This window comes from Gammaproteobacteria bacterium, assembly GCA_036383255.1.
Classification (GTDB): domain Bacteria; phylum Pseudomonadota; class Gammaproteobacteria; order Natronospirales; family REEB76; genus DASUBN01.
Window position 1 is genome coordinate 44175 of sequence record DASVOS010000017.1, and the last position, 13760, is coordinate 57934.

18 protein-coding genes are annotated in these 13760 nt (G+C 69.3%); 11 read left to right on the top strand and 7 right to left on the bottom strand.

The genetic code is table 11. The features are described from left to right. Positions 1-71: 71 nt before the first annotated feature. Genes dnaX through VF651_10735 form a run of 5 tightly spaced genes read left to right on the top strand, consistent with a single transcriptional unit; the run spans position 72 to position 3784 of the window. Positions 72-1661 carry a DNA polymerase III subunit gamma/tau gene (gene dnaX, locus VF651_10715; GenBank protein ID HEX7966173.1) on the top strand — a complete coding sequence of 530 codons (1590 nt, stop codon included), beginning with the start codon at positions 72-74 and terminating at the stop codon, positions 1659-1661. A 43-nt stretch (positions 1662-1704) separates the two neighbouring features. Then, positions 1705-2016, top strand: coding sequence for a YbaB/EbfC family nucleoid-associated protein (locus tag VF651_10720; GenBank protein ID HEX7966174.1), 312 nt, complete (start codon positions 1705-1707; stop codon positions 2014-2016). 1 nt (position 2017) lies between these two features. After that, positions 2018-2617 (top strand): recombination mediator RecR, encoded by a 600-nt coding sequence (gene recR, locus VF651_10725; protein ID HEX7966175.1) that lies wholly within the window; start codon positions 2018-2020, stop codon positions 2615-2617. Then, positions 2617-3429 carry an FkbM family methyltransferase gene (locus tag VF651_10730; GenBank protein HEX7966176.1) on the top strand — a complete coding sequence of 271 codons (813 nt, stop codon included), beginning with the start codon at positions 2617-2619 and terminating at the stop codon, positions 3427-3429. The genes recR and VF651_10730 overlap by 1 nt, the downstream gene beginning before the upstream one ends. Positions 3430-3439: 10 nt before the next feature. Next, positions 3440-3784 carry a histidine triad nucleotide-binding protein gene (locus VF651_10735; GenBank protein HEX7966177.1) on the top strand — a complete coding sequence of 115 codons (345 nt, stop codon included), beginning with the start codon at positions 3440-3442 and terminating at the stop codon, positions 3782-3784. 65 nt (positions 3785-3849) lie between these two features. On the opposite strand, the gene rsgA is transcribed toward VF651_10735, so the two are convergent. Next, positions 3850-4761, bottom strand: a complete 912-nt coding sequence (gene rsgA, locus VF651_10740; GenBank protein ID HEX7966178.1) for a ribosome small subunit-dependent GTPase A — start codon at positions 4759-4761, stop codon at positions 3850-3852. A 1-nt stretch (position 4762) separates the two neighbouring features. Further along, complete coding sequence (locus tag VF651_10745; protein HEX7966179.1) at positions 4763-6010, bottom strand: M48 family metallopeptidase; 1248 nt, start codon at positions 6008-6010, stop codon at positions 4763-4765. A gap of 91 nt (positions 6011-6101) precedes the next feature. Here VF651_10745 and orn point away from each other — a divergent pair, with 91 nt between their 5' ends. Further along, complete coding sequence (gene orn / locus VF651_10750; GenBank protein HEX7966180.1) at positions 6102-6665, top strand: oligoribonuclease; 564 nt, start codon at positions 6102-6104, stop codon at positions 6663-6665. Here orn and VF651_10755 read toward each other — a convergent pair. After that, complete coding sequence (locus VF651_10755) at positions 6613-7533, bottom strand: DMT family transporter (GenBank protein ID HEX7966181.1); 921 nt, start codon at positions 7531-7533, stop codon at positions 6613-6615. The genes orn and VF651_10755 overlap by 53 nt on opposite strands. Before the next feature lie 83 nt (positions 7534-7616). Between VF651_10755 and VF651_10760 the strand changes: the two genes are divergently transcribed. The 4 genes from VF651_10760 to VF651_10775 all read left to right on the top strand — a co-directional run bounded on the left by VF651_10760 (position 7617) and on the right by VF651_10775 (position 10305). Continuing rightward, complete coding sequence (locus VF651_10760; GenBank protein HEX7966182.1) at positions 7617-8570, top strand: pyridoxal-phosphate dependent enzyme; 954 nt, start codon at positions 7617-7619, stop codon at positions 8568-8570. Further along, entirely contained in the window at positions 8570-9136 is a 567-nt protein-coding gene (locus tag VF651_10765) for a hypothetical protein (GenBank protein ID HEX7966183.1), read from the top strand. Before VF651_10760 ends, VF651_10765 begins: the two co-directional genes overlap by 1 nt. A gap of 72 nt (positions 9137-9208) precedes the next feature. Beyond that, positions 9209-9700: a DUF2147 domain-containing protein gene (locus tag VF651_10770; protein HEX7966184.1), complete on the top strand. Its 492-nt coding sequence runs from the start codon at positions 9209-9211 to the stop codon at positions 9698-9700. Continuing rightward, positions 9697-10305, top strand: a complete 609-nt coding sequence (locus VF651_10775; GenBank protein ID HEX7966185.1) for a DUF2238 domain-containing protein — start codon at positions 9697-9699, stop codon at positions 10303-10305. The genes VF651_10770 and VF651_10775 overlap by 4 nt, the downstream gene beginning before the upstream one ends. Here the strand turns inward: VF651_10775 and VF651_10780 are convergent. Together VF651_10780 and VF651_10785 are read right to left on the bottom strand one after the other, a co-directional pair. Then, entirely contained in the window at positions 10302-10571 is a 270-nt protein-coding gene (locus VF651_10780; protein ID HEX7966186.1) for a hypothetical protein, read from the bottom strand. The genes VF651_10775 and VF651_10780 overlap by 4 nt on opposite strands. A 17-nt stretch (positions 10572-10588) precedes the next feature. Continuing rightward, positions 10589-10942 carry a DUF3147 family protein gene (locus tag VF651_10785; GenBank protein HEX7966187.1) on the bottom strand — a complete coding sequence of 118 codons (354 nt, stop codon included), beginning with the start codon at positions 10940-10942 and terminating at the stop codon, positions 10589-10591. Positions 10943-11074: 132 nt separating this feature from the next. On the opposite strand from VF651_10785, the gene VF651_10790 reads away from it, so the two are divergent. Beyond that, on the top strand, positions 11075-11716 hold the full coding sequence (locus VF651_10790; protein HEX7966188.1) for a DUF2441 domain-containing protein: 642 nt from the start codon (positions 11075-11077) through the stop codon (positions 11714-11716). A 1-nt stretch (position 11717) separates the two neighbouring features. Here VF651_10790 and VF651_10795 read toward each other — a convergent pair whose 3' ends face one another. Next, positions 11718-11900, bottom strand: a complete 183-nt coding sequence (locus VF651_10795; protein ID HEX7966189.1) for a hypothetical protein — start codon at positions 11898-11900, stop codon at positions 11718-11720. 17 nt (positions 11901-11917) lie between these two features. After that, on the bottom strand, positions 11918-13759 hold the full coding sequence (locus VF651_10800) for an aldehyde dehydrogenase family protein (protein ID HEX7966190.1): 1842 nt from the start codon (positions 13757-13759) through the stop codon (positions 11918-11920). Position 13760 lies beyond the last annotated feature (1 nt).

Genomic DNA, 13760 nt, shown 5'->3' on the forward strand with positions numbered 1-13760 from the left:
TATATGCCGTTGGTCGGGTCTGTTAAAGTACCCACTGAAGGCTTTTTTGCCCCGGAAACCCCCGAGCGCGCATGTCTTATCAGGTCCTGGCGAGAAAGTGGCGGCCCCGCAACTTCGGGGAGATGGTGGGTCAGGAGCACGTGCTGCGCGCCCTGATCAACGCCCTGGACAATGACCGGCTGCACCATGCCTTCCTGTTCACCGGCACCCGCGGGGTAGGCAAGACCACCATCGCGCGCATCCTCGCCAAGTCCCTCAACTGCGAGACCGGCGTCACCTCGCGTCCCTGCGGCCAGTGCAGCGCCTGCCAGGAGATCGATGCCGGCCGCTTCGTGGACCTCATCGAGGTGGACGCGGCCTCCCGCACCGGCGTGGACGACACCCGCGAGCTCCTGGACAACGTGCAGTACGCCCCCAGCCGCGGGCGCTACAAGGTGTACCTCATCGACGAGGTGCACATGCTCTCCAAGAGCGCGTTCAACGCGCTGCTCAAGACCCTGGAAGAGCCGCCGCCCCACGTGAAGTTCCTGCTCGCCACCACCGATCCGCAGAAGATCCCGGTCACGGTGCTGTCGCGCTGCCTGCAGTTCAACCTCAAGCGCCTGCCGGAGAACCTCATCGCCGGGCGCATCACCCACATCCTCGACGCCGAGAAGATCGGCTACGAGGCGCCGGCGGCGGCGCTGCTGGCCCACGCGGCCGACGGCAGCCTGCGCGACGCCCTGAGCCTCCTGGACCAGTCCATCGCCTTCGGCGGCGGCGAGGTCAAGGACGCGGACGTGCGCAGCATGCTCGGCACCATCGAGCGCACCCACGTGAAGGCGCTCCTGGAGGCGCTGGCCTCGCGCAACGGCGCGGCGGTGCTGGCGGCGGTGGCGCAGCTCGATGAGCGCGCGCCGGACTACGAGCTGGTGCTGGACGAGCTGGCCTCGGCGCTGCAGCGCATCGCCATCGCCCAGGCGGTGCCCGCGGCGGCGGCGGAGTTCGACGACGCGGAGACGCTGAAGGCCCTGGCGGCGCGGCTCGAGCCCGCCGACGTGCAGCTCTATTACCAGATCGCGCTGCTCGGCAAGCGCGACCTCGGCCTCGCGCCGTCGCCGCGCGCCGGCTTCGAGATGGCGCTGCTGCGCATGCTGGCGTTCCAGCCCCTGGATGGCGCATCCGCCGTCGCCTCGGGCAACACACAGGCACAGGCCGCTCACGCGCCGGCAGCCCCGGCGGTCAAGCCGGCACCGGCGCCCGCAGCGGGTGCCGCACCGGCGGCAGGCCCGACACCCTGGCGTGAACCCGATTGGAACGCGCTGGTGGAAGCCCTGGCGCTGAAGGGCTCGGTGCAGCTCCTGGCGGCGAACTGCGTCTACCGGCGGCGCGAGGGCGGCACGCTGCATCTGGTGATCGACGCGGCTCACCAGCAGATGGTCACGAGCCAGCTGCAGGGCCGCCTGGAGGAGGCGCTGTCGCGCCACTACGGCGAGCCACTCAAGGTGCGCATCACGGTGGGCGAGGGCGCGCTGGAGACCCCGGCGAAGCGTGACGAGCAGCGCGAGGCGGACAAGCTGGCGGCGGCGCGTAGCGCCATCGCCGCGGACCCGGCCATGCGCGAGCTCTGCGAGACCTTCGGCTCCGAGGTGAATCCGGAGCTGGTGAAGCCCGCCGACTGAGCCCGGCGGCGATTTTCCACCTATATATATGGAGTGACGGCAGATGCGTGGCGGCTTGGGCAACATGATGAAGCAGGCGCAGCAGCTGCAGGAGAACATGCGCCGCGCCCAGGAGGAACTGGAGCGGCTCGAGGTCACCGGCAGCGCCGGCGGCGGCAAGGTGACGGTCACCATGACCGGCAAGCACGCGGTGCGGCGGGTGCAGATCGCCCCCGAGCTCCTGGGCGGCGACGCCGAGATGCTGGAGGACCTCGTCACCGTGGCCTGCAACGACGCCGCTTCCAAGGTGGAGGCGGCCATGCGCGAGCGCTTCTCGAACCTTGGCCTTCCCGCCGGACTCAAGCTGCCCTTCTGACATGGCCTATTCCCCCTTACTGCAGAAGCTGGTGGACGCGCTGCGCTGCCTGCCGGGCGTTGGGCCCAAGTCCGCCCAGCGCATGGCGTTCCACCTCCTGGAGCGCAACCGGCCGGGCGCGCTGGCGCTGGCCCAGGCGCTGCAGGCGGCGATGCAGGGCATCGGCCACTGCGAGCGCTGCCGCAACTTCACCGAGGCGAAGCTCTGCGACATCTGCGCCAGCGCCAAGCGCGACGCCGCGGTGGTCTGCGTGGTGGAGACGCCGGCGGACGTGAGCGCGCTGGAGGCCGCCACCGGCTACCGCGGCCAGTACTTCGTGCTCATGGGCCATCTCTCGCCCCTGGACGGCATCGGGCCGGAGGAACTCGGCCTCGGCCTCCTGGAGAGGCGCCTGGACGAAGGCGGCATCGGCGAACTCATCCTCGCCACCAACCCCACCGTGGAGGGCGAGGCCACCGCCCACTACCTCGCCGAGCTCGCGCAGCGGCGCGGCATCCGCGCCACCCGCATCGCCCACGGCGTGCCCATCGGCGGCGAGCTGGAGTACATCGACGGCGGCACGCTCTCCCATGCCTTCAGCGGGCGCCAGGAAGTGCGCTGATGAAGCTCAAGGAAGTCCTCTATGGTTTCAGGCTGAAGCCCGCCCCGCGCGAGTACGGCTACACGCTGCAGGATTTCGACCTCGCGCGCGAGGGCAGGGTGCAGTACGCCTCCTGGGACCATCCCAAGGAATCCCCCAAGCGCTTCGACCAGGACTACGTGGACGTGCTGCGGGAGTTCCTGAAGCCCGGCGACTACGCGGTGGACATCGGCGCCCATTCCGGCGACACCACGCTGCCCATGGCGCTGGCGGTGGGAGCGGAGGGCGGCGTGTTCGCGCTGGAACCGAACCCCCATGTGTTCAAGGTGCTGGCGGCGAACGCCGCGCTCAACCCCGGCAAGGCGCGCATCTTCCCGCTCATGTTCGCCGCCACCGACGTGGACGGCGAGTACGAGTTCGAGTATTCCGATCCCGGCTTCAGCAACGGCGGGTTGCACCAGGGCATCAGCCCCTGGCGGCACGGCCACTTCTTCAAGCTCAAGGTGCAGGGGCGCAACCTGCTGAACTTCCTCGAGCGCGAGTACCCGCGGGAGCTCAGGCGCATCCGCTACCTCAAGGTCGACGCGGAAGGCCACGACCCAGCCATCGTGCGCTCGTTGCGGGCGCTGGTGGCGGCGAACCGGCCCTACCTGCGCACGGAGGTCTACAAGCACCTGCCGGAGGAGGCGCGCCGCGCCTACTTCCGCGAGCTGCTGGAGATGGGCTACACGCCGTACAGGTTCGAGGACGAGAAGAACTACCGCGGCGCGCGCCTGCGCGAGTCCATGCTCATGGACTGGGAGCACTTCGACATCTTCGCGGTGCCGGGTTGAGGAGGGAGCGGTGAAGGACTGCCTGTTCTGCAAGATGGTGGCCGGCGAGATCAAGCCCGACATGGTGCATGAGGACGCTGACCTGATCGCGTTCCGCGACATCGCGCCCCAGGCGCCTACCCATGTGCTGATCGTGCCGCGCCGGCACATCGCGAGCCTGGATGCGGCGAAGCCGGAGGACGCGGAGCTGCTGGGCAGATTGCTGCTGGCTGCACAGAAGATCGCGCGCCAGGAAGGCATCGCGGCGTCGGGTTATCGTACGGTGAACAACTGCAACGCCGACGCGGGACAGACCGTCTTCCACATCCACGTACATCTTTTGGGTGGAAAGAAGCTCACCACGCCGTTCGGTTAGAAGCCGCTGCGCCTCGCATAGCGTCGTTGTGCTTCGGGCTCGCGACGCTTTCAACCTTCTTTTCTCTAGTCATACTTTCTATCTTTGGCCTGCTGCATCGTCGTCATCAGCCATTTGTAGCTGGTGTAGCGGCTCCGCGGCATGGTTCCGGCTTCCACCGCTTCTTTCACGGCGCAACCCGGCTCCTGCAGGTGCAGGCAGTTTGCGAAACGGCAGTGCGGCGCCGCGGCGCGGATGTCCCTGAACAGCGGGCCGATCTCGCCGGGATCACGCACGCTGAGTTCCAGGTCGCGCACGCCGGGAGAATCCACCAGCGCGCCGCCGCCGGGCAGGGGGTGCAGGGTGGTGGCAGTGGTGGTGTGGCGGCCCTCGTCGGTGGCGGCGGAGAGCTCGTCGATGCGGTGCCCGGCTTCCGGCACCAATGCGTTCAGGAGCGAGGACTTGCCCACGCCGGACTGGCCTACCAGCATGCTGTCGTGCCCCCGGGACGCCGTGGCCAAGGCCTCCAGGCCCAGCCCGTCGCGGGTGCTCAGCTTGTATACGGGATAGCCGAGTCCGCCGAGATAGGCGAGGCGCCGGCTTAAGCCGCCGTCGTCTTCCTCATCCACCAGGTCCATCTTGTTGAGCACGATGCCCGCCGCGATGTGCATGCCCTCGATGGCGGCGAGGTATTTGTCCATGAGGAAGAGTTCGGGCGCCGGTATCGGCGCCAGCACCATGAAGACCCGGTCCAGGTTGGCCACCGCCGGCACCGCTCGGCCGCGGCCATCCGCCTTGCTGAACAGGGAGTGGCGCGGCTGGATCGCCAGGATGCGCGGCTCCGCAGCGTCGGTGCCGTCGATCTCCACCCGGTCGCCGCAGATCACCTGCAGGCCCCGGCCCGCGGTGAGGCAGGTGAAGCGTGCGCCATCGGTGGTCTCCACCACGAAGCGGCGGCCATGGCCTGCCACCACGCGCGCGTTGCGGGCGTCCCCCACCTCAGCCCGCTCCGGGGGCTTGCAGGCGCGCGATGCGGCTCAAGGCGGGTGGGTGGGAATCGTAGAACGCCGAGTGCAGCGGGTCCGGCGTGAGGGTGGAGGCGTTATCCCGGTACAGCTTGACGAGCGCCCGCACCAGCGCGGCGCCGTCGGCCTGCTTGCGTGCGTAAGCGTCCGCCTCGAACTCGTGGCGGCGTGACCAGGCGGAGGCGAAGGGCTCAAGCACCAGCAGGAACGGCGGCAAGAGCAGCATGAAGAGCAGCAATGCCGCGTAGGAGGAGGGCGCCGCCACGCCGAGGCCCGTGTAGAAGCCGTCCTGCCGCGCGAGCCAGCCCAGGAGCGCGAGGCCGAGGAGGCCCAGCACCGCGCTCAGCACCAGCCGCTGCAGCACGTGGCGCAGGCGGAAGTGGCCGAGCTCGTGGGCCAGCACCGCCTCGATCTCCTCGGGCTGCAGGGTCGCCATGAGGGTGTCGAAGAACACGATGCGCTTGTTGGCGCCGAATCCCGTGAAGTACGCGTTGCCGTGGGCCGACCGCGTGGAGCCGTCCATCACGAACACGCCCTGGCTGGTGAAGCCGCAACGCGCCAGGAGCTCCTCGAGCCGCGCCTTCAGTCCCGCGTCGGCGAGGGGCGAGAACTTGTTGAAGAGCGGCGCGATGAACTTCGGGTAAGCCCAGGTGAGTACCAGGCTGAAGCCGAACCAGAGGGCCCACACGTACAGCCACCAGCTCGCGCCGGCGCCGTGCATCAGCGCCAGCGCGGCGTACAGCAGGGGCAGGCCGAGCAGCGTCCCCAGCAGCAGCGTCTTGAGGAGGTCCATCACGTAGGTGCGCGGCGTGGTGCGGTTGAAGCCGAAGTCCGCCTCCAGGCCGAAGGTGGAGTAGAGGCTCAAGGGCAGGCCGATGAGGCCGTTCACCAGCACGAAGCTCGCCACCACCAGCACGCCGGTATGGAGCGGGCCGAGCCCGAGGCCGCGCCAGGCATCGTCCAGCGCAGCAAGGCCGCCGCCTAAGGTCCACACCAGCACCACCAGGGTGTCCAGGACGAGCCCGATGCGGCCGAGCCGGCCCTTCGCGGCGGTGTAATCGGCGGCCTTGCGGTGCGCGTCGAGGCCGATGTCGGAGGCGAAGGGCGCCGGCACCGCGTCGCGGTGCGCGAGCACGTACCGGGTCTGGCGCAGGCTGAGCCACATGCGCAGCAGCAGCGATGCGGCGAGGGCGAGCCCGAAAGCCAGAGTGAGCATGTTCATCGCGCTATTTTATGCCAAGCCCGCGGCGAGTGGGCACGGCGGCGGCGGGCGCGCTAGACTAACGCATCGCAACACCGCAAGCCGGAAGACCATGGCGCTGGACGCTGACAACCTCATCTGGATCGACCTGGAGATGACCGGGCTCGACCCCGCCGCCGACCACATCCTCGAGATCGCCACGCTGGTCACCGACAAGCAGCTCAACCTGCTGGCGGAAGGGCCGTCCCTCGCCGTGCACCAGCCCGATGCGGTGCTGGCGGCCATGGGGGAGTGGTGCACGCGGCAGCACGGCCAGTCGGGCCTGACGGAGCGGGTACGCCAGAGCCGGGTCTCCCTGGCGGAGGCGGAGCGCGCGACCCTGGAGTTCCTGCGGCAGCACGTGCCGCCCAACGCCTCGCCCATGTGTGGCAACAGCATCTGCCAGGACCGGCGCTTCCTCGCGCGCGAGATGCCGGAACTGGAGCGTTTCTTCCATTACCGCAACCTGGACGTGAGCACGCTCAAGGAACTGGCCAAGCGCTGGGCGCCGGGCGCCGCCGCCGGCCTCACCAAGAGCAGCACCCATCTCGCCCTGGACGACATCCGGGACTCGGTGGCCGAGCTCAGGCACTATCGCGAGCGCCTGTTCCGCCCGGAGTTCGGCCCGCCGGCCTGATCCCGAACAGCTCGCCGCGCAGGGCGGTGATGCCGCCCAGCGCGATCAGCGCCGCCCCGCACCAGAACAGGAGGCGCGGCGTCTCCCCCCACACGAACCATCCCGCCATCACGCTGAACACGATGGTGCTGTAGCCGAACGGACCCACCTGCGCCGCGGGCGCGTACGCGTAGCCGCGTGTCATCAGGAGCTGGCCGAGCGCTGCCAGCGCGCCGATCACCACCAGCAGCGGCCACTCACCCGGCGCGGGTGTCACCCATATCCAGGGCAGCGGCAGCGCCGAGCCCAGCATCGCGTACAGGCAGAAGTAGAACACGATGCGGGTGGTGGGCTCGGTGCGGGAAGAGTAGCGCACCGTCACCACCGAGAAGGCGGCGGTGAAGCCGGAGGCGAGTCCCACCAGCGCCGCCCAGGACACGATGCCGCGTCCCGGCGGCAGCACCAGCAGCACGCCGGCGAAACCGATCAGGATCGCCCAGCGCACCTTCGGCGCCACCGGCTCGTGCAGCCACAGCAGTCCCAGGAACGGCACGAACAGCGTGGCGGTCTGGTTGAGCAGCATGGCTTCGGCGATGGGCAGGTGCCCGAGGGCGAAGAACAGGCAGTACATGGAGAGCAGGCCCGAGACCGCGCGCACCACGTGCAGGTGCATGCGCTCGCTCTTGAGATGCGTCCATGAGAGCCTGAACAGGAGCGGGGTGAGGAACACCAGGGAGAACAGGCTGCGCCAGAACACCAGCACGCCGTCGGGGATGTGACCCGAGAGGTAGCGGATGAGGGCCGCCATGGTGGAGAAGGCGATCGCCGCGCCGATGATGCAGGCGGCGCCGCGGGCCGGGTGCTCGCCGGGAGGCGCGGGGAGGTTCACGGCTGTCGTTCGCACATGGTCGGATGGGCGTCCCGGGCGCGGTCGGGTATTATCCCCCGGGCCTTACCCACGCGGAAGCCCGCATGCAGGACATCCTGAGGTTCGACGACATCCGCGCCGCTGCCGCGCGCATCGCGCGGCAGGTGCGGCGCACGCCGGTGCTGCGCTGCCCGGAGCTCGAGGCCGAGCTCGGCGCCGAGCTGCACTTCAAGTGCGAGAACTTCCAGGAGATGGGCGCGTTCAAGCTGCGTGGCGCCAGCAACGCGGTGTTCAGCCTGCCGGCCGATGCGCTGGCGCGGGGCGTCGCGACCCATTCCTCCGGCAACCACGGCACCGCGCTCGCGCTGGCGGCGAAGCGCCGCGGCGTGAAGTGCTGCGTGGTGATGCCGGAGAACGCCAGTGCCTACAAGAAGCGGGCGGTGGCGGCCTACGGCGCCGAGATCATCTACTGCGAGCCCACCCAGGCGGGCCGCGAGGCGGCGCTCGAGCGCTACGTGGATGCCACCGGCGCCGCGGTGGTGCATCCCTACAACGACGCCACGGTGATGGCGGGGCAGGGCACTGCCGCGCTGGAGCTGCACGAGGAGGCGCCGGGGCTGGACCTGGTGCTGGCACCCCTCGGCGGCGGCGGTCTCCTGTCCGGCACCGCCGTGGCCACCCGCGCGCTCTGCCCGGGCGCGAGGATCGTCGGCGCCGAACCCCTGGGCGCGGATGACGCCTGGCGCTCGCTCCAGGCCGGGCAGATCGTGCCCGTGCCGCACCCGGATACCATCGCCGACGGCCTGCGCGCCACCATCGGCCCGCTCACCTTCGCGGTGCTGCGGGACACGGTGGACGAGGTGGTGCGGGTGGAGGAGCAGGATATCCTGGAGGCCATGCGCTACGTGTGGGAACGCATGAAGCTCGTCATCGAGCCTTCCTCGGCGGTGCCGGTGGCCGCCCTGCGCCGGGGCCTGGTGCCGGTGCGCGGCCGGCGGGCTGGTATCATCCTGAGCGGGGGCAACGTGGACCTGGACAACCTCAAGTGGAGCCTTTGATGAGACCGAAGAGCCTTGTCTTCCTTTTCGCGTCGCTCGCCTTCGGCGCCGTACAGGCGGCGGACAAGCCCCTGGACGTGCGCGACGCCATGACCGCCACGCAGTTCCACGCCACCGGCCTCGACAAGCTCTCGCCCCAGGAACTCGCCGCGTTCAACGCCTGGCTCGCGGGCTATACGCACGCGCCCTCCGCCGCCACGGCGGGCGCGCCCACGGCCATGGTCGCGCCGTTGCCCGCGCCGGTCCCGGCCACACCCGCAGCTTCCATGGCGGCGACGCCGGCCCCGGCCGCCGCCAGCACCGCCAGTTTCGGCAAGGAGATGCTCTCATCGGAGCAGCGCGGCGAGCCCGCGCGCATCGAGAGCCGCATCGTCGGCACTTTCACCGGCTGGAACGGCCGCACCCTGTTCAAGCTCGAGAACGGCCAGGTCTGGAAGCAGGCGGATTCCAGCACCTACGAGACCCGCCTCGACAACCCGCCGGTGGTGATCAAACGCATGAGCTTCGGCTACCTGCTGTCCCTCACGGGCCACGGTGCCACCGTGTTCGTGAAGCGGGTGCAGTGAGGGTGCCGTATGACACCGCGGCTTGCTGCTGGCGCTGACCTCGCCGCTCACCGAAGATCCTGGGAGACCGCCATGCGCCTGATCCGGTTCTTGTCCCTTTGCCTGTTGTCCCTGTGCCTCGCCGCGCCCGTGTGGGCGGCGGACGATGCCGACGCGGTGCTGGGCAGCTGGCTCACGGCCGGCGGCAAGGCCAGGGTATCGATCGAGAAGCACGACGGCGTCTACGGCGGGCGCATCGTGTGGCTGAAGGAGCCGGATTACCCGGCGGACGACAAGACCATGCCGGGCCAGCCCAAGGTGGACCGGGAGAATCCGGACAAGGCGCTGCAGTCGCGGCCCATCATCGGCCTGTCCCTGATCCAGGGCTTCAAGTACGCCGGCGACAACGTGTGGGCGGACGGCAAGATCTACGACCCGGAGAGCGGCAAGCTCTACAGCTGCAAGATGACGCTGATGATGGACGGCAGCCTCGAGGTGCGCGGCTACGTGGGCATCTCGCTGTTCGGCCGCACCGAGATCTGGACCCGGCCGCCGGCCGATGTCCCGGCGCCGCCCGCGCCGTGAAGCCGCGGCGTGCGCATCTAGCCTTGCTCGCGGCCTGCGCCGCGGTCTTCCTCTGGTCCGCGATCCGGCCCCATGACTACTTCACCTGGGCGCTGGAGACCTTCCCGATGATGATCGGCGTGCCGGTGCTGGTCGCGGTCTATCCGCGCTTCCGCTTCACCACCCTGTGTTACACGCTGGTGCTGCTGCACGCCTGCATCCTGATGGTAGGCGGCCACTACACCTACGCCGAGGTGCCGCTGTTCAGCTGGCTGCGGGACCAGCACTGGGGCTTCGCCCGCAATGACTTCGACCGCGTCGGCCACTTCGCCCAGGGCTTCGTGCCGGCCATGCTCGCGCGGGAAGTGCTGCTGCGCCGCTCACCCCTCAAGCGGGGCGGCTGGCTCACGTTCACGGTGATGTGCTTCTGCATCGCCCTCAGCGCCTGCTATGAGCTCCTGGAGTGGGCGGTGGCGGAGGCAAGCGGGACGGCGGCAGACGCCTTCCTCGCCACCCAGGGCGACGTGTGGGATACCCAATGGGACATGCTCACCGCGACGGTGGGCGCCGCCTTGAGCCTCCTGCTGCTGTCCCGCTGGCAGGACCGCCAGCTCGCGCGGCTCTAGCGCGGCTGTTCCGCGGTCGAGCCCGCCGGGGCGGACTGGGACTCGATGGCATCGTCGGTGGCCTGGCCCTGCGCCTGCACCTTGCCGTTCACCGCCTTGGCCTTGTTGAGGTCCTGCACCAGCGGGCTGAACGCGTTGCCGCTGGATATCTTCACCGGGCCGGTGCCGGGCGGCGGCGCGGGCGTGGCGGCCTCGTCAGGCTGCTTGGAGCCGCAGGCGGCGAGTGCGAGCAGGCAGGCGAGGGCGATAGCGTGACGTCTCTCCATGGTCATCCCCTTCAGTTTCATGTCAGGTCCACGCCGAAGCGCTTCAGCCCGGACAGCATGAGCGCATAGGCGCCCATTGTCACCAGCGCGGCGAGCGCGAGCGAGGCGGTGAAGCCGAGTCCCTGGCGCAGGAGCAGCGGCAGCGCCAGGAAGAACGCCAGGGACGGCAGCACCAGCCAGAAGATGCTGAGGGAGAGGGCCGACACCTGGCCCGTGTCGCGGGTGTCCACGTAGAGCCAGACGATCGCCAGCAGCGACACCAGCGGCAGCGAGGCCAGCAGGCCGCCCCAGGCGGGCTGGCGCTTGGCCAGCTCCGATACGGCGACGATGATGGCGGCCGAGAGCGCCAGCTTGATCGAGTAGTACAGCATGGGGATATCCCCGCGGCCCATCCTGCCACCACTCTACCCGAAGCGGCCGGGCGGACGGCCGGAATGTGAACCGGGTCATGTAGCCGGGCGGGGCGGAGCCCTATAATGCCTGCGGGAACCGGGGATCAGCGCATGCATATCGAGAACCAGAAGTTCTTCCACATCCACAAGCACAACTCCCCCAAGTGGTTCGAGGGGGCGCGGATCTCGTTCGGGCTCGAGCCCAACAACTCCTGGCGCGCCTTCGAGGTGGCCCGCCGCGGCATCACCAACCCCAAGAGCAACGAGATCTACACCGTGGACATGGTGGCGCTCAGGGCCCTCGAGTTCTACCGCAAGCAGAAGCCCAAGGACCCGAAGCTCTCGTTCTACCATTTCGACCCGGTCGTCACCCTGGCCGAGACGCTGGACAGCCTGTTCCTGGCCACCCGCATGGTGCGCGAGATGATCTTCGAGGAGGTGCGCCGCCAGCTCTACGTGACGCTGCCCTCGCGCATGAGCTGCATCTGGCTGATCCCGGAGGACCCGCGCGCGGTGCGCTTCTGGCTCGACAACATGCGCGGTGACTTCAAGAAGGTGTACCGGGTGAACGCCACCGGCGAGCTGCACCGGGCCACCCAGCAGATCGTGATGGGCGACACCATCTCCATGAGCGAGTGGAAGCGCCGTGCCGTGGACTACTGGAACGGCGCCAAGGCCGAGTCCCACGACGACGAACTGCTGCTGAACGGCGACGTCGAGGTGCTGGAGGAAGTGCCCGCGAGCCAGTTCTGAGTCAGCGCCAGCGCTTGCCGCTGCGGCGCTCCGTGACCGCCTCGCGCTCCTGCTTCTTCGCTTCCAGCCGCCGGCGCGTCCGGCCGGCTTCCTTGTGCTCGTCGCTGTACACCGCGTGCTCCATGTTGGAGTGCCCGCGCTTGCCGCCGCTGCCGCCTTCCGTCGGGTATTTCAGGTTTCCCATAGCTCCCTCTATTCAATTCAGGAGAACTGCGAGCGGAACACATCCTTGATGTGCTTGAGGCGCGCCTCCAGACGCTGCACCTCGTCCTCGCGGCCCAGTTCACGGGCGAGCTGGATCGCCATGTAGAAGTTCTCCTTGGCCTCGCTGTAGTCGGTACTGGGGCGCCGGGAATCGTATATCCGATCGTAGGCCTCCTCGCCCCAGCGTTCCAGCTGCCCGAGCTGCTCACCTTGTGCCATCTCGCCGAACGGCTTGACCGGAGCCGCCCCGGGCGGGAGCGGTGGGGTGGGCTCCTTGGCGCGGAACATGCGCGGCAGGATGCGCAGGAACCGCCACAGCCCCGCGAGGCGCTCGCGCCCTCCCTGGCCGTACAGGGCCAGCATGACGCCCTTGAGGCCGTCGTAGACCGCCGTGTTGTAGGGATACCAGTAGACGTTGCGGCGGGCGAGCGTGAGCCAGTCCTCCACGATCACCTGGGGCTGGGTCACCTCGTCGAACGCGAACGCCCCGTGGCCGCGTCCCAGCCCGGAGTTGCGCATGCCGCCCCAGGGCGTCTCCGTGAGGCCGTGGGACATCAGGTGATCGTTGACCGTCACGGCGCCGGCAGACAGCCGCCGCGCCAGCCGCACGCCCTTGCCGAGGTCACGGGTCCAGACGGAGCCCGTCAGGCCGTAGCGCGAGTCGTTGGCGAGCCGCAAGGCTTCCTCGTCGTCCTTGACCGGCATCACGCCCAGCACCGGGCCGAAGGTCTCCTCGTGCATCACCTTCATGGTGTGGTCCACGCCGGTGAGGACCGTGGGAGCGATGAACCGGTCGTTCAGCCCCGGGGGCAGCTTCGCCTGGGCGAACACCGTGGCGCCCGCGGCGAGCGCCTCGCGGCAATGCTCCCGCACCGTCGCCGCCTGGCGCTCGGTGCAGAGCGCGCCGACGTCCTGGTACGGGCCCACCCGCAGGGCTTCCACCTTCTCCTTGAGCAGCGCCATGAACGGCGCGTACACATCCTGGTGCACGTAGATGCGCTCCACCCCCGCGCAGGATTGGCCCGCATTCGTGAGCCCGGCCCACACGGCGCCGCCCGCGGCGCGCTCCAGGGGCGCGTCGGCGCACACGATCATGGCGTCCTTGCCGCCGAGCTCCAGGGAGAGGGGCTTGAGGGTCTTGGCCGCCTTGCCCATGAGTTCCTTGCCGACCCGTACCGACCCCGTGAAGAACAGCTTGTCCACGCCGTCCTGTTCCAGGAATACGTCCCCGCACAGCGGCCCATCCGCGTTGAGGTGCTGGAACACGCCCTCCGGCAGGTCCGCATGGAGGAACAGCTGCACGATCTCCTCGCCCACCGGCAGCGTCTCCGGCGAGGTCTTGAACACCACCGTGTTGCCCGCCAGCAGCGCCGGCACGATCTCGTGCATGGGGATGCCGAAGGGGTAGTTCCAGGGCGAGATGATGCCCACCACGCCGTAGGGCAGGCGGTGCACGGTGCTGCGCTTGTTGAAGAACAGCGGCGAGCCCACGGGCAGGCGCTGCGGCTTCAGGTGCCTGCGCGCATGGCGCGCATACCAGCGGCTGCCCATGAGCGTCGGCATGATCTCGGTGGCGAGCGCATCCGTCTCCGGCTTGCCCACGCAGCGGCTGATGACCAGCGCCACGTAGTCCATGTTGCGCAGCAGTGCCTGCTGTGCCGCGAGGATATGGCGGCGCCGCCGCTCGAGCGGCAGGACAGCCCAGGCGGGCTGGGCGGCGCGGGCGCGGCGTATCGCGTCGCGCACCTCTTCGGCGGAAAGCTCCGGGAAGCGCCCCACCACCTCTCCCGTCGCCGGATTATGGACGAGGGTGTGGCCGGCTTCGGACTGGGCGCTCATG

Bases quoted from the DNA above. Each gene is read 5' to 3' on its own strand.
- VF651_10780 (HEX7966186.1), bottom strand. From the start codon at position 10,571: ATGGAGAGACGTCACGCTATCGCCCTCGCCTGCCTGCTCGCACTCGCC.
- VF651_10770 (HEX7966184.1), top strand. From the start codon at position 9,209: ATGCGCCTGATCCGGTTCTTGTCCCTTTGCCTGTTGTCCCTGTGCCTC.
- VF651_10800 (HEX7966190.1), bottom strand. From the start codon at position 13,759: ATGAGCGCCCAGTCCGAAGCCGGCCACACCCTCGTCCATAATCCGGCG.
- VF651_10745 (HEX7966179.1), bottom strand. From the start codon at position 6,010: ATGAACATGCTCACTCTGGCTTTCGGGCTCGCCCTCGCCGCATCGCTG.
- recR (HEX7966175.1), top strand. From the start codon at position 2,018: ATGGCCTATTCCCCCTTACTGCAGAAGCTGGTGGACGCGCTGCGCTGC.
- VF651_10760 (HEX7966182.1), top strand. From the start codon at position 7,617: ATGCAGGACATCCTGAGGTTCGACGACATCCGCGCCGCTGCCGCGCGC.
- dnaX (HEX7966173.1), top strand. From the start codon at position 72: ATGTCTTATCAGGTCCTGGCGAGAAAGTGGCGGCCCCGCAACTTCGGG.
- VF651_10795 (HEX7966189.1), bottom strand. From the start codon at position 11,900: ATGGGAAACCTGAAATACCCGACGGAAGGCGGCAGCGGCGGCAAGCGC.
- VF651_10730 (HEX7966176.1), top strand. From the start codon at position 2,617: ATGAAGCTCAAGGAAGTCCTCTATGGTTTCAGGCTGAAGCCCGCCCCG.
- VF651_10765 (HEX7966183.1), top strand. From the start codon at position 8,570: ATGAGACCGAAGAGCCTTGTCTTCCTTTTCGCGTCGCTCGCCTTCGGC.
- VF651_10785 (HEX7966187.1), bottom strand. From the start codon at position 10,942: ATGCTGTACTACTCGATCAAGCTGGCGCTCTCGGCCGCCATCATCGTC.
- VF651_10720 (HEX7966174.1), top strand. From the start codon at position 1,705: ATGCGTGGCGGCTTGGGCAACATGATGAAGCAGGCGCAGCAGCTGCAG.
- orn (HEX7966180.1), top strand. From the start codon at position 6,102: ATGGCGCTGGACGCTGACAACCTCATCTGGATCGACCTGGAGATGACC.
- VF651_10790 (HEX7966188.1), top strand. From the start codon at position 11,075: ATGCATATCGAGAACCAGAAGTTCTTCCACATCCACAAGCACAACTCC.